Raw genomic sequence first — 20,320 nt, 5'->3', positions numbered from 1 at the left:
GAAGGAGTTGGCTGGCCAGCGCGGTCATCTTGTAGATTCGTATGAACGGAGGTCATCAGTAACCTCCTGGTTTTCCTGGGGAAACGTCCGGCACAGCGCGCGTGACCTGGGACACAGCACGGGAGACGGCGAGCACCGCTCAACCGGCCACCGCACGGGCCACTCACCCACGGACCCGTCAAGATCCATCGTAGATTTCGAGACAAAGAACGGCGGCGACGAGAATGCGGCTGCGCGCACTGCTGGACACCGACGCGCTGGGCCTCAAGCTGCTCGGCGGCGAGGACGAGCTGGACCGCACCGTGCGGGGCGTGATGACCACCGACCTGCGGGATCCCAGCCGCTACCTCTCCGGCGGTGAACTGGTGCTGACGGGCCTGGCCTGGCGCCGGGACGCGGCCGACTCCGAGCCTTTCGTACGGATCCTGGTCCAGGCCGGGGTGGCGGCCCTCGCCGCCGGTGAGGCGGAGCTGGGCGACGTGCCCGACGACCTGGTCATGGCGTGCGCCCGCCACCGCCTCCCCCTCTTCGCGGTGCACGAGTCGGTGGCCTTCGCGACGATCACCGAGCACGTCGTACGCCAGGTCTCCGGCGAGCGCGCCGGTGACCTGGCGGCCGTCGTCGACCGGCACCGCCGCATGATGACGTCGGGCCCGGCGGGCGGCGGCCCGGACGTCGTACTCGACCTGCTCGGCTCGGACCTCGACCTGCGCGCCTGGGTCCTCTCCCCCACCGGCCGCCTCATCGCGGGCCCCAAGGTCGGCGGCCCGGCGCTGCCCCCCGAGGCGTGCGCGAAGCTGGCGGCCGAACACCTGGCGGCCGCCCGCACCGGCCGACGCGGCCCGCACCGCCTGATCCTCGGCACCACGACGTACTCCCTCTTCCCCATCCGCAGCAGCGGCCGCTCCCCGCAGGCCTCCCGGGACGTCCGCGAGACGGTCCTCTCCGACTGGCTGCTGGCCGTCGAGGCGGACGCCGGGGACTGGGCGGAGGAGCGCCTGGACCTGCTGCACGGCGTCACCCAGCTGATCGCGGTCGAACGCGACCGCCGCGACGCGGCCCGCACGGTCCGCCGCCGCCTCGCCCAGGAGGTCCTGGAACTCGTCCAGACGGGCGCCGCCCCCGCCGAGATCGCGGCCCGTCTGCGCGTCGCCGCCCCGGTCCTGCTGCCCGGCCTCGGCGCGGCCCCCCACTGGCAGGTGGTGGTGGCCCGCGTCGAGTGGGACGGCGCCGAGATCGAGGCGGGCCCGGTGGCCCAGTCCCTGCTGGAGGAGATCCTGGTCGACCCGCTGGCCACCGGCCCCGAGCCCTCCGACCGCATCGCCGTGGCCCACACCGGCGACGAGGCCATCGCCCTGGTTCCCCTCCCGGCCGTCTCCACCGAACACGACGGCTCGGAAGCAGGCGTCCTCGCGGACGCACTCCTCACCTCGATCCGGGCCCCCCTCTCGTCCGGCCTGGACGACGACGGCCGCGTCACACTCGGCGTCAGCGCGGCGGTCCACTCGGCGGAGGGCCTGCGCGGCGCCCTGGAGGAGGCCCGCCATGCCCGCCGGGTGGCGGCGGCCCGCCCCGGCCGCGTCTGCGCGGCCGGGCACCAGGAGCTGGCCTCCCACGTCCTCCTCCTCCCGTTCGTCCCCGACGACGTGCGCCGAGCCTTCACCGCCCGCCTCCTGGACCCGCTGCGCGACTACGACCGCCGCCACCGCGCCGAGCTGATCCCCACGCTCGAAGCGTTCCTCGAATGCGACGGCTCCTGGACCCGCTGCGCCTCCCGCCTCCACCTGCACGTCAACACCCTCCGTTACCGGGTGGGCCGGATCGAGCAGTTGACGAGCCGCGACCTGTCACGCCTGGAGGACAAGCTCGACTTCTTCCTGGCGCTGCGCATGAGCTGAAACCCGAGGGACCGCGGAGTCCCACGACTTTGTGAAATCCTTCACCCACCCCCTTGGCCGGGCAGCTGAATTGGTGCTGGAATGCGGCCACCACTCAACAGCTCGATGGCGTGCTCGGGGAGGGCAACGTGGCGCATACCGCCATGTCTGGTACCGGAACGACCGCAGACGACGATCCCCTCCAGACCGCGGTATGGCGGCTGCGCTCACGGGCCTGCTGGGCCGACGCGGCGGCCCTGCTGACCCCGACCACGCCGGCGGCGGCCCTGCAACGCGCCGCGCTGCTGGTCGAACGCTGCCTGTACACCGAACAGGGCTGGGAGGAGGCCGAGGACGCCCTGCGCACGGCCGAGGCGCTGGCCCACACCGCCGAGGAACGGGGAGCGGCCGCCTGTGAACGCGGCCAGCTCGCCTACGCGGCGACCCTGCACACGGTCCGCGACCGCGCCGACGAGGCCCGAGCGGCCCTCGGCCGGGCGGCGGCCCTGATCCCTCCCGGCGCCCCCGGCCGCCCCCTCCTGGACTTCCGCCGAGGCCTCTTGGCAGAGAACCTGGCCCGCTCCCCCCAGGCCGCCCAGGCCGCCTACCGCCGCGCCCACGCGGGCGCCACCGCCCACGCCAACGCCCTCCTCCTCTCCTTCACCTGGCGCCACCTCGCCGGACTGGCCCTCAGGGAGGGCGAGCTGGCGGAGGCCCGCCACGGCTTCGCCGAATCCCTGCGCATCCGCGAGGAGTTGGGCTACCTGGTAGGAACGGCCCCGGCTCTCGCCTCCCTGGCAGACACAGAGCCCGAACCGGAGGCCTCCCGCCTACGGGAGGAGGCCCGCCGCCTCTACCGCCTCCTGGGCGGAGTCCCCACCTGGCTCGCAACCCAACTGGCACCCCCGACACCGGGAGCGGCAACGGCGTAGCACCAAGGCCGGAACGCTCCTCAGCCCGGACGACGTACGCCCGCCCGTGCCGCCCCAGCGGCACGACAGCCCGCAGCCGCCCGCGCTGCGGCCGAGACGGGGATGCTGCCCGGCCCGGCGCTGCAGGGTGCCGCCCGCGCCCACCCGTCCGCGCCAGGAGGCACGAATGCCCGCGCCTGGGCGGCACACGCCCTGCCCGCAGCCGACGCGGACCGCGCGCGCCACCACGGCGATGGCGGCACTCGCGTACGCACGGAAGGGGACGTGTCGGGGGGTGTCCGCCCGCAGCGGTGGCGCGTCAACACGGGCGAGTTGGTGAGTGACCGATTCCGCGCCGTTCCGAGGACGGACACCCCCGGCGCGGCCCCGACCCACACCCCGCACCGTAGGCGCTACAGCAACCCCCACTCAGCCGAGCAGGCCGCCGCAGGCACCGAAGTGCCCCTCCACCAGCACCCGCACCACCTCCAGATCCCGCACCACCAGCGCATCCAGCAGCGCGGCATGCTCAGCGGCATCCGCCATCAGCTCCGTACGCCCACGCGAAGCCGCCACCAGCGGCCACTGCACCCGCCGGTGCACATCGTCAGCGATCCGCACCAACTGCGCGTTCCCCGCAAGCCCCAGCACAGCCCGGTGAAAGGCCCGATCGGCCTCCGCATACGTCGCCCGGCACCCGGACGAAGCCGCCCGCACCGTCGCCTCGGCCAACGGCCGCAACTCCGCCCACCGCTCCGCGGACACCGTACGAGCCAGCCGCAGAATGACAGGAACCTCGATCAGCCCCCGCACCTCCGCCAGTTCGGCCAGCTCACCAGCATCCCGCTGGACCACCCGAAACCCCCGGTTGGGCACCACCTCGACCGCCCCCTCCAAGGCCAGCTGCTGCATGGCCTCCCGCACGGGCGTCGCGGACACCCCGAACCGCTCCCCCAGCGCCGGCGCCGAGTACACCTCCCCCGGCCGCAGCTCCCCCGTCACCAACGCCGTACGCAACGCGTCAAGGATCTGCCCCCGCACGGACGCCCGCTGCACCACCGCCCGAACCGGCTGCTCACTGTGCGTGTGCTCCCCCCGCACACCCCCAGCGGCACCGCCCCGCTCCCGCCCCCGTTCCACCTCCGCAGCCGCGGGCTGCACCGGCACCCGCACGTACGGCACCGCGCCTCGCTTCACGGGGTCCTCCTCCGGACGTGTCAGTACTTGGGGTCATTACGGCGGCTTGTTACTCATCCGTCAAGCACCTTAGGCGCAGAACCCACCCGTTCAAATCCCACCCACTTCAGCTAAGGTAAGCCTTACCTTCAAGCAGCCCCGCACGTCTCCGATTGGGTGGTCCCCGCATGCCCACGCCCGCCTCGGCCACAGCGGACGCGTACGCCCGTCTCGCGGAGGCCGTCCCCAGCCTGGGCATCACGGAACTGCACCCCACCGAGCCCTTCCCCGCCGGCCCCGGATGGATCACCAGCGCCGCCCTCGCCGCAGACAGCACCACCCTCGACGACTTCCTCGCCCACGACGACGCCCAGGTCATCCGCGACTACGGCCAACGCGCCCGCCCCGACGTGATCGCCAGCTTCGGCCTGCACCGCTACGCCTGGCCGGCCTGCCTCCTGATCACCGTCCCGTGGTTCCTCAGCCGCCGCGTCCCCCGCTACCCCGTGACGCATGTCGCGTACGACCGCACGGCCCCCGGCCTGGCCATGGGCCATCTGGCGGTCCGCCCGCACGGCTTCGCCTGCCTCCCCGGCGACCCCGCCGCCGCCCTGCCCGGCGCCACGGTGGTGCCGGACGAGGAGGCCCTGCGGGCCGAGGTGCGCGCGGCGGTCGCCGAGCACCTCGAACCGGTCCTCGCCGCGTTCGGCCCGCGGATGCGCCGCCGTGGCCGCGCCCTGTGGGGCATGGCGACCGACGAGATCGTCGAGGGCCTGTGGTACGTCGCCCACCTCCTCGGCGAGCAGGACCGCGCCCGCCACGAACTGGAGCTGCTGCTGCCGGGCGCGACCAAGCCGTACGCCGGCTCGGCCGCCTTCCGCGAACTCACCGGCCCCAACGGCGAGAAGCTGCCCACCCGGGACCGGGCGAGCTGCTGCCTGTTCTACACCCTCCGCCCCGAGGACACCTGCGCCACCTGCCCGCGAACCTGCGACGCGGACCGCGTCAGCAAACTCCTGGCCACTGTGGCCGGTTGAGTCCCCCACATCCCGTAGGATCGTCCGCGTCCCGCATGCCCGCAGCGCCACACAGGGACAGGGAATTCACACCTTCCTCACGTGTCGCGGGAACTTTTCGTGGAACCACCGGTACGGGTAGTCTTATTCGAACTCAACTCCCGCCCCTCAAGCGGCAGTTCGAGCAGAACGCCGCCCCGGGCATCCCCTTGCACTTCGTTGGCGGCCTCTTGCCCCGAAACCCCCTGAGGGCCGGTGGGTTTGGGCCACCATGGCGGGCGTTACGCCCTATCCCAATGCAAGGGACCCCAGATGAGACTGACCGACATATCGCTGAACTGGCTGCTGCCGTGCGCCGTACTGCTCGCGGGCATGCTGACGGCGGTTGCGGTACTCCAGCGCGGCAAGCGTTCCGCGGGGAAGGACACGAGCGCGGACGACTCGTGGGAGCGCGCGGAGGAACGCCGCAGGCGCAAGGAGGCCATTTACGGCACCGCCTCCTATGTGCTCCTCTTCTGCTGTGCCGCGGTCGCCGCGGCCCTCTCCTTCAAAGGCCTCGTCGGCTTCGGCCAGCAGAACCTCGGCCTCTCCGGCGGCTGGGAGTATCTGGTGCCGTTCGGCCTGGACGGCGCGGCGATGTTCTGTTCCGTGCTCGCGGTGCGCGAGGCCAGCCACGGCGACGCGGCGCTCGGCTCGCGGATACTGGTGTGGACGTTCGCGGGCGCGGCGGCCTGGTTCAACTGGGTGCACGCCCCCCGCGGCCTCGGCCACGACGGCGCCCCCCACTTCTTCGCGGGCATGTCCCTGTCGGCGGCGGTCCTCTTCGACCGCGCCCTGAAGCAGACCCGCCGGGCGGCGCTGCGCGAGCAGGGCCTGATTCCGCGCCCGCTGCCGCAGATCCGCATCGTCCGCTGGCTGCGGGCGCCGCGTGAGACGTACAAGGCCTGGTCGCTGATGCTCCTGGAAGGCGTCCGCACGCTCGACGAGGCGGTCGACGAGGTGCGCGAGGACAAGCGGCAGAAGGAGCAGGCCCGGCTGCGGCGGCGCGAGCAGCAGCGGCTGGAGCGCGCGCAGCTCAAGGCGATCAGCCGGGGCCACGGTCGCGGGTTCGTCGGCCGGGGCGGCGGACGGCACGTCGAGCTGCCCACGGTGGAGCAGGGCGCCGAACGCATCTCCGCGGAGCCCGCCATATCCACGGCGGAGCAACTGCCCGTCCGCGCGCGGCCCTCACTTCAGCCCGTACGCAGCGGCGCTGAGCCGGTCACCCTCGACCTCACCGCGGAGGACGACACCATGGCCCTCCCGCGTCTCGACTCCCTTGAGCGCAAGCTGAAGGACCTGGAGCAGCAGTTCGGCTAGTGCCGGACGGCACGGGACGGGGGTGCGGTCCGACGCGGGCCGCACCCCGTGCCGTTCAGGCGGCGTCCGCGTCCGCGTGGAGTTCGAACCACACCGACTTGCCCACCCCGTGCGGCCGTACGCCCCACGCGTCCGCGAGGGACTCCACCAGCACCAGCCCCCTGCCGTGCGTGTGTTCGTCGGCGTTCGCCATCCGCGGTCGCGGCGGGCGGGCCACGAAGTCCCGTACCTCCACCCGCAGTCCACGGGGCTCGACGGTGGCCGTCAGGACGGCGTCGTCGTCGGTGTGGACGATCGCGTTGGTGACGAGTTCGCTGGTGAGCAGTTCCGCTATCTCCGCCCGCCCGGGCTGTCCCCAGTGCCGCAGCAGGTCGCGCAGCTGTCTGCGGGCCTCCGGGACCGCCCTCAGGTCCGCCCGCCCGAGTCTGCGCCTCAGTTGCGGCGCCTGTGCCTGGTCCGTGGCGCCGTCGGTCTCTTCCTCCACCGTCCCTGCCGAGAAGGCCCCGAACGCCGTGGGACCGCCCCCTCGTGCCTGCCTCTTCATGTCCCCCGCCCGCGTGCCGATGTCGGTTCCCCTCCTGCTCGAACACGTTCACGGGGATCCTTGCCCGATGAGCACCGGGACAGTCATGTGGAATGGTCAACGACCGGCTGTTCGGCCACGGCCGCGCCCGCCCCGGGCGCCCCACCCGACGCCCGCCCGCCCGCCGGGCGCGGCCCGGCCCCTCGCGGATCGCCCCAACTGCCGACGCGGGGCTTCCGATCCTGCCGTAGCGACTACGCCCGTGTGACCGCTGCTTCTCGACATCCACCGGCGGGCCGCCGTACCGCCGCCGACAAGACTGGCCGAATCCGTACGGCACGGCGGCGGTCTCCTCGTGCCGCCACAGGGTCCGCGCTCACGCCTCCCAGACGGCCGCCAGCGTACGGTCGTCGGCGTAGCCCTTCACCCGCACCTGGGTGTCGGCGAGGAAGGCGGCGAGACCCGGCGGCTGCGCCGCCGACCACCGCTCACACAGATGCGCGGGCAGCTCCGGCTCCCCGCGCAGCGGCTCGGCCAGGCCCTCGGTGCACATCAGGAGGGTGTCGCCCGGCCGCGCGACGGAGGCGCGGAAGCGGAAGGGCTCGCGGGGCGGTTCGGGAGCCGGTTCGTAGGGGCTCGGCGGGGTCGGGATGCCGAGGTCCATGGTGAGCCGGTCGCCGCCGGAGGTCTCGGACGGGGGTGAGCCGAAGCCGAGGACGGGTTCGCCGGTGACCTCGCCGACCTGCGGCTCGATGTCCTGCCAGGCGCCGTCGCGCAGCCGGAACAGGCCGCCGGCGCCGACGCCGAAGAAGACGCGGGTACGGCATCCGGGGTCGGCGGGCAGGAGCAGGCAGCGCAGGGTGGCGGCGTACTCGTCGGGCCTGAGGCCCTGTTCGGCGGCGCCGGCGCGGAGTTTGCCGAGGCTGCGGTCGGTGAGGCGGTGCAGGCCGGACTTCAGGTCACCGCGCCGGCCGGCCCGGATGTCCTCGGCGAGCCGCACATGACTGCGCCCTACGGCCCGCCCGATCCACCGGCACACCTCGGCGGCGGCGCGGTGCGCCCCGGCGGTGGCGCGCGCGCCGGTGGCCATCGCGACCAGCACGAGGGCGTCGTCGCCGGTGCCGAACCGCGCGGTGAGCAGCGAGTCGCGGCGGGGTTCGCCCCGGTACCGCGCGGAGTCCCCGCGCACGGAGGCGGCGCGCAGCGTGCAGGCCCCGTAGTGGGCGCCGTCCAGCACGGTGTCGGCGACGAGGCTGCCGAGGTCGTCGGGGTCGGCGGGCGGGAGGGCGGTGGGTTCGGGGTCGTAGGTGGGTGGGCCGGAGCCCACGTGGTGGAGCGGGGTGGGGGTGACGGGGCTCAGGCGGGTCGGTGGGGGTGGGGTCGGTTGGGGTGGCTCCGCGAAGGTGGGGGCCGCGGTGCCGGTGGCGGAGGTGGTGGGGCCGTGGGGCGTGGGTGGGGTGGGTGGGGTGGGTATGGAGGGGGTGGTTCCGGCGTCGCGGGGCGCCGGTAGGACGCCGGAGGCGCCCGGCGGTCCCGTCACCGCGCCCGAGGCCGAGGCGAAGCGGTCGTCGAGTGAGTCGGGCGTGCGCGTGGGGCCCGTGTCCTCGGTGGTGTCGTCGTACAGCTGCCCCCACCAGTCGTCGGAGTGACCGGTGGGCCTTCCCCCCTGCTGGCTCATGCCCCCAATTGTCCACCGCACGGGCCGGATGAAAACGGGGCGTTCGGAAAATGCGGCGCGGCCCGGCCGTGTTCGAACGGTGTGCCGGTGAGCCGTCGTACGGGGTGTCGAGGTGAGGCGTACGTCCGTGCGATGGAGATCGCCGGGCGGTTCCCCCCGAGCAGGAGAACCGTCGGGCCCGGAAACGCTGACGGCCTGCGAGCTCCCCCGGGCTCCGGCAGGCTGGGCGGATGGGAGTGTGGCAGCTCCTGCTGGCCGGCCTGGTCATGGTGTTCGGCCTGTGCGGAGTTCTGGTGCCCGGTGTTCCGGGCTCGTGGCTGGTGTGGGCCGCGGTGATGTGGTGGGCGCTGCAGGATCCACGGCCGGTCGCCTGGTTCGTGCTGGTCGGCGCCACCGTCGCGCTGCTGCTGTCGCAGGTGGTGCGCTGGGCCCTGCCGCCCCGCCGGCTCGAGGAGAGCGGCGCCACCCCCCGGATGGCGGTGTACGCCGGACTCGGCGCGTTCGTCGGCTTCGTCGTCGTGCCCGTCTTCGGCGCGATCCCCGGCTTCATGGCCGGGATCTACCTCAGCGAACGCCTCCGTCTCGGCCGCCACGGCGAGGCCCGCGCCGCCCTGCGCACGGCGATGCGCTCGGGCGGCTCCGGTGTGCTCGCGGAGCTGTTCACCTGCCTGCTGATCATGGCCGCGTGGCTGGGCGCGGTGATCTGGGGCTGAGGGCGGATCGGGTGTGCTTGCGGGCGTCCGGGCCGTGCGTGCCGGGCGTCGCCGGGCAGACGGGAATGTGACGACAGGGCTAGTCCTCGCGGCCGGTCGCCGCGACCGTCACGCCGAGGCCGATCATGGTCAGGCCGCCGGCGCCGCCGACGGCCGCGAGCCGCCCCGGGGAACGGGCGAACCAGCTGCGCGCACCGGCCGCCGCCAGCCCCCAGACGCTGTCACAGGCGACGGCGATGAGGTTGAAGACCAGGCCGAGCAGCAGCATCTGCGTGATGACGTGCCCCTGCCCGCGGTCGACGAACTGGGGCAGTACGGCGGCGAAGAACACGATCGTCTTCGGGTTGGTCACCCCGACCGCGAACCCCTCCCACAGCGTGCGCAGCCGCCCGTGGGCGACCTCCGCCCCGCCGAACGCGGCCCGCAGCGCATGCCGCTGCCGTATCGCCCGGACGCCCAGGTGGATCAGGTAGGCGGCGCCCGCGAGCTTCAGCGCCATGAAGACGACGGCCGACCGCTCCACGACGGCACCGACGCCGAACGCCACGGCGACCACGAGGACGTACGCGCCCAGGGTGTTCCCCACGACCGTGGTCAGCGCGGCCCGGCGCCCCTGCGCCAGGGCCCGCCCGATCACGAAGAGCACACTCGGTCCGGGAACCACGATCAGCAGGAACGACATCGCGGCGAAGGCCACGAGTCGATCGGTCGGCACCATGCCGCCCACGCAATCACGCGGGCGGCGGGCGGTTCAATCGGTTATCCGACGGCTCCGGAAGGCAGCACGCCCTCCAGCGTGAGCAGCCGCACCTTGCGGTCCAGGCCGCCCGCGTAGCCGGTCAGCGAGCCGTCGGCGCCGACGACCCGGTGGCAGGGGCGCAGGATCAGCAGCGGGTTGGCGCCGATCGCGCCACCGACGGCCCGTACGGCGGCGCGCGGGGCGCCGATCCGTGCGGCGATCTCGCCGTACGTGGTGGTCGCGCCGTACGGCAGCGAGTCGAGCGCCGCCCACACCCGCTGCCGGAACGGCGTCCCCTCGGAGCGCGACCGCAGCCGGAAATCCTTCAGCTCCCCGGCGAAGTACGCGGCGAGCTGCTCCGTCGCCTCCCGGAACAGCGCGGGATCGTGCCGCCAGCCGTCCCGGACGGTCCGTCCGCCCTTCTGCCCGGGCACGGAGAGGGAGGTGAGGGTGCCGGTCGGGTCGGCGGTGAGGAGCAGCTCGCCGAGGGGGCTGTCGGCGGTGGTCCAGTGGGTCGGGGTGGTGACACTCGTGTTCATGGGGGTGTTCACGGGAACTCCAACTCCCCTGCTGCGCGCAGGTGTTGTACGGCGTACGAGCGCCAGGGGCGCCAGCTGTCGGGGACGTCCACGCCGGGCGGGGCGACGTCCGGGTCGCCGAGGGCGCGGGTGCGGATGACGGCGACGGTGGCGGCGTCCAGGCCGGGCAGGGCGAGCAGGGCCGCCTGCGCGTCGTCCCGGTCGGCGCCCGGGTCGAGCCGTACGACGCCGTCGGCGAGGGCCGCGGTGAGCGCGCCCAGGGTGCCCTGGGGCTCGGCCCCGGCGAGGACGGCCGGTTCGGGGAAGAGGTGGGTGAGGGTGCCGCACGGCGCGTCGAGGGCCTTGCCGTACCGCCGTACCAGCCGCTCCGCCGCCGACCGCCCCACCAGCGCCCGTACCGCCAGCTCCTCGGGGTCGGCGGCGCCGGGCGACCGCACCCCCGGCCGCGCGGCGACCAGCGGGGCGAGCCGCGGATCGGCGCCGAGCCGCTCGTCGACGGCGTACGGATCGGCGTCGAGGTCGAACAGCCGCCGCAGTCGCTGGACGGCGGTGGTGAGGTCCCGCTGGTCGGTGAGGTGCAGCCGGGCGTCGAGCCAGCCGCCGGGGTGGGTGGCGGTGCCGGAGCTCCCGGTCCGTTCGTCGACGGCGACGATTCCGGTGCCGTACGGCAGCCGGAGGGTACGCCGGTGGGTGCGGCGGCCGGGCGTCCCGCTCACCTCCTCGATCCCGGGCACGGCCTCGCGCGCCAGCAGGTCGAACACGGCACCGGCGTGATACGGCCCCCGGTACGCGAGCCGCAGCGGGATCCCGGCGCTCGGCGTGTCCGCCCGCCGGGCGGTACGGCCCTTGGGCGCGGCGGCCCGCAGGTCGCTCGGGGTGGATGCGTACACCTCGCGGACGGTGTCGTTGAACTGCCGCACACTGGCGAATCCGGCCGCGAACGCGATCCGCGTGATGGGCAGGTCGGTGGTCTGGATCAGCACGCGCGCGGTGTGCGCCCGCTGCGCCCGGGCGAGGGCGACGGGCCCGGCGCCGAGCTCGGCGGTCAGCTGCCGCTGCACCTGCCGCGCGCTGTACCCGAGTCGCGCGGCGAGCCCGGCGACTCCCTCACGGTCCACGACCCCGTCGCCGATCAGCCGCATCGCCCGGCCCACGACGTCGGCCCGTACGTTCCACTCGGCCGACCCCGGCACCGCGTCCGGCCGGCACCGCCGGCAGGCCCGGAAACCCGCGCCCTGCGCGGCGGCGGCCGTCGCGAAGAACCGTACGTTGTGCCGCTTGGGGGTGACGGCGGGGCAGCTGGGCCTGCAGTAGATGCCGGTGGTCTCGACGGCGAAGAAGAACTCGCCGTCGAACCGGGCGTCCCTGCTGCGCACGGCTTCGTACCTGGTGTCCTCTTCCATCACGTTGTCCAGTCTCCGCCGGCGCGCGGGATACGGCTGGCGGAAATCGGACACCTACCCGCTGTGGACCCAGGGCTCGCCTACCGCCGGCCCCGCCGCTTCGCCTCCATGGCGGCGCGCCCCTCGGCCCCCTTCCGCTTCCAGTCCTTGCGGATCTCCGCCCGCACCCGGGCGTCGGTCTTGGCGACGATCCGCTGGTTCTCCCGGATCAGCTTCCGATAGCTCTCCAGCCGCCGTACCGGCAGCTCACCCGCCTCGATCGCGGCCCGCACCGCGCACTCCGGCTCGGACGCGTGCGCGCAGTCGTGGAACCGGCAGTCGGCCGCCAGCTCCTCGATCTCGGAGAACACCTGCCCGACCCCGGTACCGGCGTCCCAGAGCCCGACGCCCCGCAGCCCCGGCGTGTCGATCAGCACACCGCCGCCGGGCATCAGCAGCAGGTTGCGCGTGGTGGTGGTGTGCCGCCCCTTCCCGTCGACGTCCCGCGTGGCCCGCACCTCCATCACGTCCTCCCCGAGCAGCGCGTTGGCGAGCGTCGACTTGCCCGCGCCGGACTGCCCGAGCAGGACGGACGTACCACCGGAGACGACGGCGGTGAGGACGTCCAGCCCGTCCCCGCCGACCGCGCTGACCGCGCTGACCGCCAGCACCGGCACTCCCGGCGCCGTGGTCTCCACGTCCTGCACCAGGTGCCCGAGCGTCACCGCGTCCGGCACGAGGTCGGCCTTGGTCAGGACGACCACCGGCTGCGCTCCGGACTCCCAGGCGAGGGCGAGGAAGCGTTCGATGCGGGCGAGGTCGAGTTCGACGGCCAGCGACACGGCGACGATCGCGTGGTCGACGTTGGCGGCGAGGATCTGCCCCTCGGACCGTTTGGAGGAGGTGGAGCGTACGAAGGCGGTACGGCGCGGCAGATACGTCCGTACGTAGCGGGGGTTGCCCGCGGGTTCGACGGCGACCCAGTCGCCGGTGCACACGACCCGCAGCGGATCGTGCGGTGTGACGAAGGCGGTGTCGGCGCGGAGCACTCCGTCGGCGGTGACCACGTCGCACTGGCCGCGGTCGACCCGGACCACCCGCCCGGGCAGCAGCCCCTCGGCGTCGTACGGGGTGAACTCGTCCGCCCACGCATCATCCCAGCCGTAGGGAGCGAGCGCGGCGAAAGCAGAGGTGGAAGACAACGAAGACAACAGGGAGACCCTTCACAAGGGTGGCCCCGGCGGGCGCGCGTACGACGACGCGCGCAGGCGTGGAGTGTGTCAGCCGGTGGCCACGGAGGTGGACTTGATGAACTCCTGGATGCGGGCAGCGCCCGTCGCAACGACAGCCATCGGTCACACCTCCCGTTCCTGCTCGGCCGACAGCAGCAGCCAACGGCTGCTGCGCGAAGCAGCCCTCACGCTAGAGAGTCACGCACCCGGATGCCACCGATTTTTCAGGCCCGCCCATGGGCTTCCTGCGAGTGCCGCGACAGTGCGTCGATGACCGCCGCGGCGAAGAGCACGCCGCCTGTGATCATGAATTGGACGGCGACGGGGGTGTCCGTGATCGCCATGCCCGAGGCGATCGACTGGATGACCAGCATGCCGAGCACCGCGGTCCAGGTCGTTCCGCGTCCTCCGAACAGGCTGGTGCCACCGATGACAGCTGCCGCGATGGCATTGAGCAGCAGGACGCCCGTGCCTGAACCCTGGCTCACCGAGGTGATGCGCGAGGCCAGGAACAGACCGCCGATGGCGGCCATGGTGCCCGAGACCGCGAGCACCGCGGTCTGCACCCGCGTCACACTGAGGCTGGCGCGACGGGCCGCCTCGACACCGCCGCCGAGTGCGTAGACCTGCCGCCCGTAGTGCGTGCGGCGGAGAACGATGTCGAGGCCGGCCACGATCACGAGGAAGATCAGGAGGGCGAGCGGCAGCCCCTGGAACTGGTTGAGCACGTACGCGGCGGCGAACGCGATCACCGCGAGGGCTCCCGTACGCACGGCGATCGCGGGGAGGGAGCGGTGCCGCATGCCGACGGCCTTTCGGCGCCGACTGTCCAGGTAGGACACGAGGAACACCGCGCCCGAGCCGACTGCCGCCAGGCCGTAGGCGGCACCGTCGTGGGTGAAGTAATGGCTGGTCAGCTTGGCGACGAGCCCGTTCTCGTCGAGATTGATGGTGCCGCTGGTCCCGAGGATGTAGAGCATGAGGCCGTTCCAGGTGAGCAGCCCGGCGAGGGTGACGACGAAAGCGGGCACGCGGGTCCGGGCGAACGAGAAGCCCTGGACGCTTCCCGCCACCGTGCCCGCGAGCACCGCGATGATGAGGGAGAGCCATTCCGGTACGCCGTTGTTCACGTTCAGAACGGCGAAGATGGCCGCCGCGAGGCCGCTGATCGAGCCGACCGACAGGTCGAGCTCACCCAGCAGCAGCACGAAGACGATCCCGACAGCGATCAGACCCGTGCCGACGATGTCCACGCTGAGATTGGACAGGTTCCGGGGTGACAGGAAGTTCTCGTTGAGGGACTGGAAGCTGATCCAGACCACGGCGAGGACGAGAACGACGGGGAGCAGGCCCAGTTCTCCGGCGCCCAGCTTGCGCCGGAGAACGGTGACCTGGCCTTCCATGGCGCGGGCCACGACCCGCCCGCGGTCCGCCGTGTTGAGCATCCCTTTCACCACCCTGACTCCCGGTGGGCCATCCGGCGGGGCACGTTTTCCGCGGCGCCGGTGATGGACGAGATGATCTGTTCCTGAGACGTGGTGTTCACGTCGAAGAAGCCGTTGTTGCGGCCGAGCCGCAGCACGGCGGCCCGGTCCGCGAGAGCCTTGACATCACCCATGTTGTGGCTGATGAGAAGGACACCGAGGCCGCGGTCACGCAGCCGGTCGACGAGGTCCAGGACCTCGTTGGTCTGCTCCAGTCCCAGAGTTGCGGTCGGCTCGTCGAGCAGGAGCAGCCGCGGGTCGCCCAGGAGCGAACGAGCGATGGCGACGGTCTGCCGCTGGCCGCTGGACAGTGAGACCAGGGGGGCACGCAGATCGGGAACGCGCTTGGTCAGGCGTTCCAGGAGGTGGCCGGTCCGGCGCTCCATCTCGACCTCGTCGAGGAAGCCGAATCTGCGGATTTCCCGGCCGAGGAACAGGTTGCCGACGACGTCGAGGTTCCCGCACAGCGCGAGGTCCTGGTAGACGGTGGCGATGCCGAGGTCCCGGGCGTCGTGGGGGCGCCTGATGTGGACCGTCCGGCCCTCCCACTCGATGACGCCCCTGTCCGCGGGAGCGACGCCGGAGATCACTTTGACCAGCGTGGACTTGCCGGCCCCGTTGTCGCCCAGCAGCGCGACCACCTCGCCGCCACGTATTTCGAGCTCGACGTCGATGAGAACGTCGACGACGCCGAAGCGCTTGCACACGCCGTGCAGCGCCAACAAGGGGGGAGTCGGCACTCGGACCATCTCCTTCCCGTGACCGGTCCTGCGTCGGCACCGGCCTGTCAGGTGAGTCCGGCTCTGTTGCAGGCGGCGTCGAGCCGAGGGGGGCAGATCTGCTGGATCGTGTACAGACCGTCCTTCACCACGGTGTCCTTGATGGTGTCGACGGTCACGGACACGGGGCTGAGCAGGACAGCCGGTACCGCGTGCCCACCGGGGGGTGTCACCTGGTCCCCGGCCATCCGGTCGAGGCTCTCACCGCGGGCCGCGGCCACGACCATGGCGGCGCCGGCGGAGGCCTCGGGTTCGAAGGGCTTGTAGACGGTCATGTACTGCTCGCCTGCGACGATGCGCCGCACGGCGGCCAGTTCGGCGTCCTGCCCGGTGACGGGGGGAAGCGGCCGGACCTTGTTGGCTTTGAGGGCGGCGATGCAGCCGGCGGCGAGGCTGTCGTTGGCGGCGTAGACCCCCTGGATGTTCCCGGCACCGAGGGCGGAGATGGCGCTGGACATGTTCGTGTAGGCGTTCTCCATCCGCCATTGGCGGGTGTCGTAGGCCTTGCCGATCTTCACCCGTCCCTCCAGTACGGACAGTGCGCCCTCCTTGAACGACACCGCGTTGGGGTCTCTGAGATCGCCGTTCATCATGACGATCTGGCCGCCGGCCCCCCTGTCGCCCATGGCCGTCAGCAGTGCCCTGCCCTGGAGCCGGCCGACCTCCTCGGCGTCGAAGGAGGCATATCCCGAGATCGGGCCCTCGGCGAGCCGGTCGTAGGCAATGACGGGGATACCTGCTTCGTCCGCCATCCTCACCTCGGGCTGGAGCGATCGGGCGTCCACGGCCACGAGCAGGATGGCATCGACCCCCTGGGTGATCAGCGAGTCCATCTGTTGCTGTTGGGTGGCCACATCGCCCCTGGCGTTGGCGTGCCTGACCGTGCAGTCGGCGCACAGCTCCTTGATCTTCCTCTCGATCAGGGGCCTGTCCTGTGTCTCCCAGCGAGCCGTGGTGGTGTCCGGCAACATCACACCGATCGTGCGCGTGTTCCCCCCGTCGGAGCCGTTCCCGGCGTCCTGCCCGCAGGCCACGAGGGTGACGGCCGTCGAGACCGCGGTCATCGCGAGGGCCGCGTCCCGTATGCGGGTCTTCATGCGGAAGACCTCCCGGCAGAGGTCCACCCGTCGGCGGACGGCCGCGATGCCGACGCCAACGGTCTGCCCGGAAGGTCGCGGAAGTGGCAGGACGACCACGTCGTCAGTGTGACACCGGCTGCAGCGATCTGCGAACTCAGTGAGGTCTGCTCCATAAATCGACGATTCTGTCCGGTTGGTTCGCATATGACAATCTGGTAGCGGGGTGCCCCGCACGGACGGGAGGTGGGTTGCGGACATGTCTGATGACCGTTCACCGCCTCCGCTGTGCGAGACCGGCACGAGGGATCGGGCCCTGACGTTCGCCGGAGCGGCGCTGGCAGCCGTCTATGTGTCCGAGTCCGGGCAGCAGGAGCTTCGCCTGGTGGAAACGGCCGGAGGCGCAACTGATCAGTACGAGCTGCCCGAGCGTCTGCCCCTGTTCGGTGGCTCCCCCGCGGCCCACGCCTACCGCGCCGAGGGGCCCCTGTGGCTGAATCCGGCGGCGCTCGCCTCCTACCACGAGGGTGGGCCGATGCCACCGCAGGCACAGGCGCCGCTCGGCGCGCTGCCCCTCGGCACACCGGGCAGGCGGCTGGGCTGCCTCGTCGTCGTCGGCGCTTCCCCGGACGGCTTCGAGGCCGAGCAGCGACGCTTCCTGGAGCGGTACGCCGACGCGGTCGCCGGGCTGCTCCAGGCCGGGACCGGACCGCCCGCACCGTCGTCCTTGCTGAGTTCCGCCCTGCGCAGTCTGCGTGTCGGCTCGTTCGTCCTGGTGCCGGACACCGGCCTGATCGAGGCGGACGAGACCCTCCTGGAGCTGGTCGGCATCACACCGGACGACTTCGACGGCAAGGCCGACACCCTGCTCTCGCACGCCCTGCCGGAGGACATGCACGCACTGATGTCCGTCCTGGAGCCGTCCGCCCAGGCGTTCGGCCGGCGGGAGCTGGAGTTCCGCGTCCGCCGCCCCACTGGTGGAGTGCGCTGGCTGAGCCTGAGTTGCCGGGTGGTGACGCACGCCGACGGCGGGCCGGAGCAGGTGCTGCAGGTGCTGGGCGTGGTGGCTGCGACCTCGGTCCTGCGCCGCAGCCCCGACGACGTGTCCAGGATCCAGTGGCTGACTGCCGCACTCGACGAGGCCGCCACGGTCCATGACGTCGGTCGAGTGGCGGTCACAGCACTGCGTGAACCGCTGGGCGCCGACCGGGTGGCGCTGGCCGAGCTGCGGGACGACCGGTTCATGGTCACCATGCTCGACCCGCCGCGGCCCGACGCCTGGCCGGAGATCTGGCGTTCCCAGTGGCGTTCGGAGTGGCCCGACGCACCGGTCAGCGCCCTGCCCACGCTTCGCATGGCGCTGCGGGACGGGCGTACGGATCTGTGGCCCGCCGGCACAGCCCTCGAACCCGGACTCGCGGGCATCGGCACCGGAGGGCTGGCCGTCCTGCCGCTCCCCGCCAAGGGCGGGGTCGCCGGCGTGTGCGTGGTCGGCTGGGATCAGCCGCACCAGTTCGTCCCCGAGGAGCGGTTCCTGCTGACGGCGACCGCGGCGCTGGTCGGGCAGGCACTCAAGCGCGCGCACGCACACGACGCCGAGCAGGAGCTCGCAACGATGTTGCAGCGCAGTCTGCTGCCCCGGCGTCTGCCCGAACTGCCCGGCGGGACGGCAGTCGCCCGCTATCTGCCCGCCAGGCGGGGACTGCAGGTCGGCGGCGACTGGTACGACGTCATCGCCCTCTCCGAGAGGAGGGTGGCGCTGGTCATCGGTGACGTGCAGGGACACAGTGCCGGAGCCGCGACGATCATGGGTCAGATGCGCACCGCGGTCAGGGCGTACGCCGTGGAAGGTCATCCGCCCGACGTGGTGGTCTCGCACGCCAACCGCCTGCTCGTCGGCATGGAGACCGATCTGTTCGCCACCTGCTGCTACGCCGAGCTGGACATGGAGGAGGGCAACACCCTGTTCGTCCGGGCCGGGCACCTCTCACCGCTGGTGCGCCATCCGGACGGAACCACCGAGGAGGTGCTTGCCGAGGGCGGGCCCCCGCTGGGCATCCTCGCGGACGCGGAGTTCCCCCTGACCGCTCTCGCGCTGGCCCCCGGCACGGTGCTCGCCCTGATCACCGACGGGCTGGTCGAGTCCTCGGACCTGCCCCTGGACGAGGGCATGCGCCGAACGCGCACCGCGCTCGCTGCGGCCGATCCGGCGGACCCGGGGCGGATGGCCGACGCGCTGCTCGGCGACGTCGGCCGTCGTGAGGACGACGTGGCGCTGTTGCTGCTGCGCTACGACGGCATGAAGATCCGGCCGATCCGGGCGGGCTGGGTGGTGTGGCGGCTGCCCGACGCCGTGATGCACGCCCGCCGGTTCACCGCGCGCACCCTGCGTCGCTGGAAGGTCGAAGAAGCAGCCGACGCGGTGCTGCTGGTGGTGTCCGAACTGGTCACCAACGCCCTGGTGCACACCCAGGGTCCGGTCCGCCTCGACCTGATGCTCGGCGGGAACCGGGTACGGGTCTCCGTGAGCGACTCATCACCGCGTGCGCCCGCCAAACCGGTGATCGTGGACTGGGAGTCGACCGGTGGCCGAGGCCTGCTCCTGGTGGAAGCGGTGTCGGAGTCCGTCGGCTCGGTGCCGGTGGCCGGCGGCAAGCAGGTGTGGTGCGAGATCCTTGTGCGGCGGGGCGGGACGGATCCCGCGGCCTCGGCGCCCGGAACGGAACGAGGGGGTCTGCCATGAGGCCTCGTATGCGGCACGTCGTCGCCGCGCTCGTCGCCGGACTCATGACGGTGTCCCTGGCCGCCTGCGGAGAAGACGGCGATGCGGACACGGACAGCTTCACCGTGGGCCTGCTGCTCCCGAGCCGAACGGTCCCCCGCTGGGAGCATTCGGACAAGCCGCTGATCGAGAAGCGGCTGAAGGAGCTGTGTGGCCGCTGCACCATGGAGTACGCCAATGCCGAGGGCGACGCGAGGAGGCAGCAGCAACAGGTGATCTCCATGATCACCAAGGGTGTCGGCGTCCTGATTCTCGACGCCGCGGACACCAGGGCCCTCCGCTCCGCCATCCAGGAGGCACACAGGGCGGGCGTCCCCGTCGTCGCCTATGACCGGCTCGCCGAAGGCCCGATCTCGGGCTTTGTCAGTTTCGACGGTACGCAGGTCGGCAGGCTCCAGGCCGAGGGGCTCATGAAGGCCATGGGCGAGAAGGCGAGCCGCGGGAGCGTCGTCATGATGAACGGCGACCCGACCAGCCCCAACGCAGCGTGGTACCGGAGCGGCGCGATGTCCGTCCTCGCCGGCAAGGTGAAGATCGCCAGGTCGTACGCCACCCAGGATTGGAGCACGGACAACGCCCACGCCAATATGTCCGCTGCCATCTCGGCCCTGGGCCCGGACCGGATCGACGGCGTCCTGGCGGCCAACGACGCGATCGCCGCCGGTGTCATCGCCGCTCTCAAGAGTGCCGGTGTCCGGGACCTGCCTCCGGTCACGGGCCAGGATGCCGACCTCAATGCCGTGCGGCGCATCATCACGGGCGAGCAGTACATGACGGTGTACAAGCCCTTCAAGGCGGAAGCCGACGCGGCCGCCACCATGGCCGTCGCCCTCGGGCGCGGCGAGAAACTCGACGACATCGCCACGACGACGACCGACAGCCCCACCACCCAGGACATCCCGTCGATCCTGCTCACTCCGAGGGCGGTGACCCGCGACAACATCGAACAGACCCTGATAAAGGACGGCGTGTACACCATCGACCAGATCTGCACCCCCAAGCTCCGGCACGCCTGCTCCGAGGCCGGCCTCTCCGGGTAGCGGGAGCCGGTCGG

At 72.4% G+C, this 20,320-nt stretch carries 17 protein-coding genes; 7 read left to right on the top strand and 10 right to left on the bottom strand.

All coding sequences use genetic code 11. The features are described 5' to 3' along the window. Nucleotides 1-224 precede the first annotated feature (224 nt). Both KWI83_RS09615 and KWI83_RS09610 read left to right on the top strand, forming a co-directional pair. Nucleotides 225-1,898: a PucR family transcriptional regulator ligand-binding domain-containing protein gene (locus tag KWI83_RS09615; protein ID WP_218513874.1), complete on the top strand. Its 1,674-nt coding sequence runs from the start codon at nt 225-227 to the stop codon at nt 1,896-1,898. A 143-nt stretch (nt 1,899-2,041) separates the two neighbouring features. Then, entirely contained in the window at nt 2,042-2,809 is a 768-nt protein-coding gene (locus KWI83_RS09610; RefSeq protein ID WP_218513873.1) for a hypothetical protein, read from the top strand. Nucleotides 2,810-3,217: 408 nt separating this feature from the next. Here the strand turns inward: KWI83_RS09610 and KWI83_RS09605 are convergent, their stop codons facing one another. After that, nucleotides 3,218-3,985: a GntR family transcriptional regulator gene (locus KWI83_RS09605; protein WP_308122010.1), complete on the bottom strand. Its 768-nt coding sequence runs from the start codon at nt 3,983-3,985 to the stop codon at nt 3,218-3,220. Between the two features lie 167 nt (nt 3,986-4,152). Here KWI83_RS09605 and KWI83_RS09600 point away from each other — a divergent pair, with 167 nt between their 5' ends. Continuing rightward, nucleotides 4,153-5,001 carry a (2Fe-2S)-binding protein gene (locus KWI83_RS09600; protein ID WP_218513872.1) on the top strand — a complete coding sequence of 283 codons (849 nt, stop codon included), beginning with the start codon at nt 4,153-4,155 and terminating at the stop codon, nt 4,999-5,001. Nucleotides 5,002-5,292: 291 nt separating this feature from the next. Next, the gene (locus tag KWI83_RS09595) at nt 5,293-6,339 is read left to right on the top strand and encodes a DUF2637 domain-containing protein (protein WP_218513871.1); all 1,047 of its coding nucleotides are present in this window, start codon (nt 5,293-5,295) and stop codon (nt 6,337-6,339) included. A gap of 55 nt (nt 6,340-6,394) precedes the next feature. Here KWI83_RS09595 and KWI83_RS09590 read toward each other — a convergent pair whose 3' ends face one another. Next, nucleotides 6,395-6,883 carry an ATP-binding protein gene (locus KWI83_RS09590; protein WP_218513870.1) on the bottom strand — a complete coding sequence of 163 codons (489 nt, stop codon included), beginning with the start codon at nt 6,881-6,883 and terminating at the stop codon, nt 6,395-6,397. Between the two features lie 355 nt (nt 6,884-7,238). Beyond that, nucleotides 7,239-8,540, bottom strand: coding sequence for a protein phosphatase 2C domain-containing protein (locus tag KWI83_RS09585; protein WP_218513869.1), 1,302 nt, complete (start codon nt 8,538-8,540; stop codon nt 7,239-7,241). A gap of 230 nt (nt 8,541-8,770) precedes the next feature. Here KWI83_RS09585 and KWI83_RS09580 point away from each other — a divergent pair, with 230 nt between their 5' ends. Continuing rightward, nucleotides 8,771-9,253: a DUF456 domain-containing protein gene (locus KWI83_RS09580; RefSeq protein WP_218513868.1), complete on the top strand. Its 483-nt coding sequence runs from the start codon at nt 8,771-8,773 to the stop codon at nt 9,251-9,253. Nucleotides 9,254-9,332: 79 nt separating this feature from the next. On the opposite strand, the gene KWI83_RS09575 is transcribed toward KWI83_RS09580, so the two are convergent. The 7 genes from KWI83_RS09575 to KWI83_RS09545 all read right to left on the bottom strand — a co-directional run bounded on the left by KWI83_RS09575 (nt 9,333) and on the right by KWI83_RS09545 (nt 16,505). Beyond that, nucleotides 9,333-9,971, bottom strand: a complete 639-nt coding sequence (locus tag KWI83_RS09575; protein ID WP_218513867.1) for a LysE family translocator — start codon at nt 9,969-9,971, stop codon at nt 9,333-9,335. Nucleotides 9,972-10,012: 41 nt separating this feature from the next. Beyond that, a complete protein-coding gene (locus tag KWI83_RS09570; protein WP_218513902.1) occupies nt 10,013-10,531 on the bottom strand; it encodes a methylated-DNA--[protein]-cysteine S-methyltransferase in 519 nt (172 codons plus the stop codon). An 8-nt stretch (nt 10,532-10,539) separates the two neighbouring features. Further along, nucleotides 10,540-11,934, bottom strand: a complete 1,395-nt coding sequence (locus tag KWI83_RS09565; RefSeq protein ID WP_218513901.1) for a DNA-3-methyladenine glycosylase 2 family protein — start codon at nt 11,932-11,934, stop codon at nt 10,540-10,542. Between the two features lie 80 nt (nt 11,935-12,014). Then, nucleotides 12,015-13,115 carry a ribosome small subunit-dependent GTPase A gene (gene rsgA / locus KWI83_RS09560; protein ID WP_374106285.1) on the bottom strand — a complete coding sequence of 367 codons (1,101 nt, stop codon included), beginning with the start codon at nt 13,113-13,115 and terminating at the stop codon, nt 12,015-12,017. A gap of 254 nt (nt 13,116-13,369) precedes the next feature. Then, on the bottom strand, nt 13,370-14,590 hold the full coding sequence (locus KWI83_RS09555) for a sugar ABC transporter permease (RefSeq protein ID WP_218513865.1): 1,221 nt from the start codon (nt 14,588-14,590) through the stop codon (nt 13,370-13,372). 5 nt (nt 14,591-14,595) lie between these two features. Beyond that, nucleotides 14,596-15,378, bottom strand: coding sequence for an ATP-binding cassette domain-containing protein (locus KWI83_RS09550; protein ID WP_218513864.1), 783 nt, complete (start codon nt 15,376-15,378; stop codon nt 14,596-14,598). Nucleotides 15,379-15,416: 38 nt separating this feature from the next. Further along, entirely contained in the window at nt 15,417-16,505 is a 1,089-nt protein-coding gene (locus tag KWI83_RS09545; RefSeq protein WP_218513863.1) for a substrate-binding domain-containing protein, read from the bottom strand. A 238-nt stretch (nt 16,506-16,743) separates the two neighbouring features. On the opposite strand from KWI83_RS09545, the gene KWI83_RS09540 reads away from it, so the two are divergent. Together KWI83_RS09540 and KWI83_RS09535 are read left to right on the top strand one after the other, a co-directional pair. Beyond that, nucleotides 16,744-19,227: a SpoIIE family protein phosphatase gene (locus KWI83_RS09540; RefSeq protein ID WP_218513862.1), complete on the top strand. Its 2,484-nt coding sequence runs from the start codon at nt 16,744-16,746 to the stop codon at nt 19,225-19,227. Further along, on the top strand, nt 19,224-20,306 hold the full coding sequence (locus KWI83_RS09535; protein WP_218513861.1) for a sugar ABC transporter substrate-binding protein: 1,083 nt from the start codon (nt 19,224-19,226) through the stop codon (nt 20,304-20,306). Before KWI83_RS09540 ends, KWI83_RS09535 begins: the two co-directional genes overlap by 4 nt. Nucleotides 20,307-20,320 lie beyond the last annotated feature (14 nt).

The organism is Streptomyces sp. TRM70350 (genome assembly GCF_019219825.1).
GTDB lineage: Bacteria > Actinomycetota > Actinomycetes > Streptomycetales > Streptomycetaceae > Streptomyces.
Note: the sequence above shows the minus strand (reverse complement) of the source record. Positions and strands in the feature narration are given on the sequence as shown.

Excerpts from the sequence above, each read along its gene's own strand:
- KWI83_RS09540 (WP_218513862.1), top strand. The coding sequence starts at position 16,744 with ATGTCTGATGACCGTTCACCGCCTCCGCTGTGCGAGACCGGCACGAGG.
- KWI83_RS09580 (WP_218513868.1), top strand. The coding sequence starts at position 8,771 with ATGGGAGTGTGGCAGCTCCTGCTGGCCGGCCTGGTCATGGTGTTCGGC.
- KWI83_RS09535 (WP_218513861.1), top strand. The coding sequence starts at position 19,224 with ATGAGGCCTCGTATGCGGCACGTCGTCGCCGCGCTCGTCGCCGGACTC.
- KWI83_RS09570 (WP_218513902.1), bottom strand. The coding sequence starts at position 10,531 with ATGAACACGAGTGTCACCACCCCGACCCACTGGACCACCGCCGACAGC.
- KWI83_RS09595 (WP_218513871.1), top strand. The coding sequence starts at position 5,293 with ATGAGACTGACCGACATATCGCTGAACTGGCTGCTGCCGTGCGCCGTA.
- KWI83_RS09600 (WP_218513872.1), top strand. The coding sequence starts at position 4,153 with ATGCCCACGCCCGCCTCGGCCACAGCGGACGCGTACGCCCGTCTCGCG.
- KWI83_RS09575 (WP_218513867.1), bottom strand. The coding sequence starts at position 9,971 with ATGGTGCCGACCGATCGACTCGTGGCCTTCGCCGCGATGTCGTTCCTG.
- KWI83_RS09615 (WP_218513874.1), top strand. The coding sequence starts at position 225 with ATGCGGCTGCGCGCACTGCTGGACACCGACGCGCTGGGCCTCAAGCTG.
- KWI83_RS09545 (WP_218513863.1), bottom strand. The coding sequence starts at position 16,505 with ATGAAGACCCGCATACGGGACGCGGCCCTCGCGATGACCGCGGTCTCG.
- KWI83_RS09565 (WP_218513901.1), bottom strand. The coding sequence starts at position 11,934 with ATGGAAGAGGACACCAGGTACGAAGCCGTGCGCAGCAGGGACGCCCGG.
- KWI83_RS09550 (WP_218513864.1), bottom strand. The coding sequence starts at position 15,378 with ATGGTCCGAGTGCCGACTCCCCCCTTGTTGGCGCTGCACGGCGTGTGC.
- KWI83_RS09610 (WP_218513873.1), top strand. The coding sequence starts at position 2,042 with ATGTCTGGTACCGGAACGACCGCAGACGACGATCCCCTCCAGACCGCG.
- KWI83_RS09585 (WP_218513869.1), bottom strand. The coding sequence starts at position 8,540 with ATGAGCCAGCAGGGGGGAAGGCCCACCGGTCACTCCGACGACTGGTGG.
- KWI83_RS09590 (WP_218513870.1), bottom strand. The coding sequence starts at position 6,883 with ATGAAGAGGCAGGCACGAGGGGGCGGTCCCACGGCGTTCGGGGCCTTC.
- KWI83_RS09555 (WP_218513865.1), bottom strand. The coding sequence starts at position 14,590 with ATGCTCAACACGGCGGACCGCGGGCGGGTCGTGGCCCGCGCCATGGAA.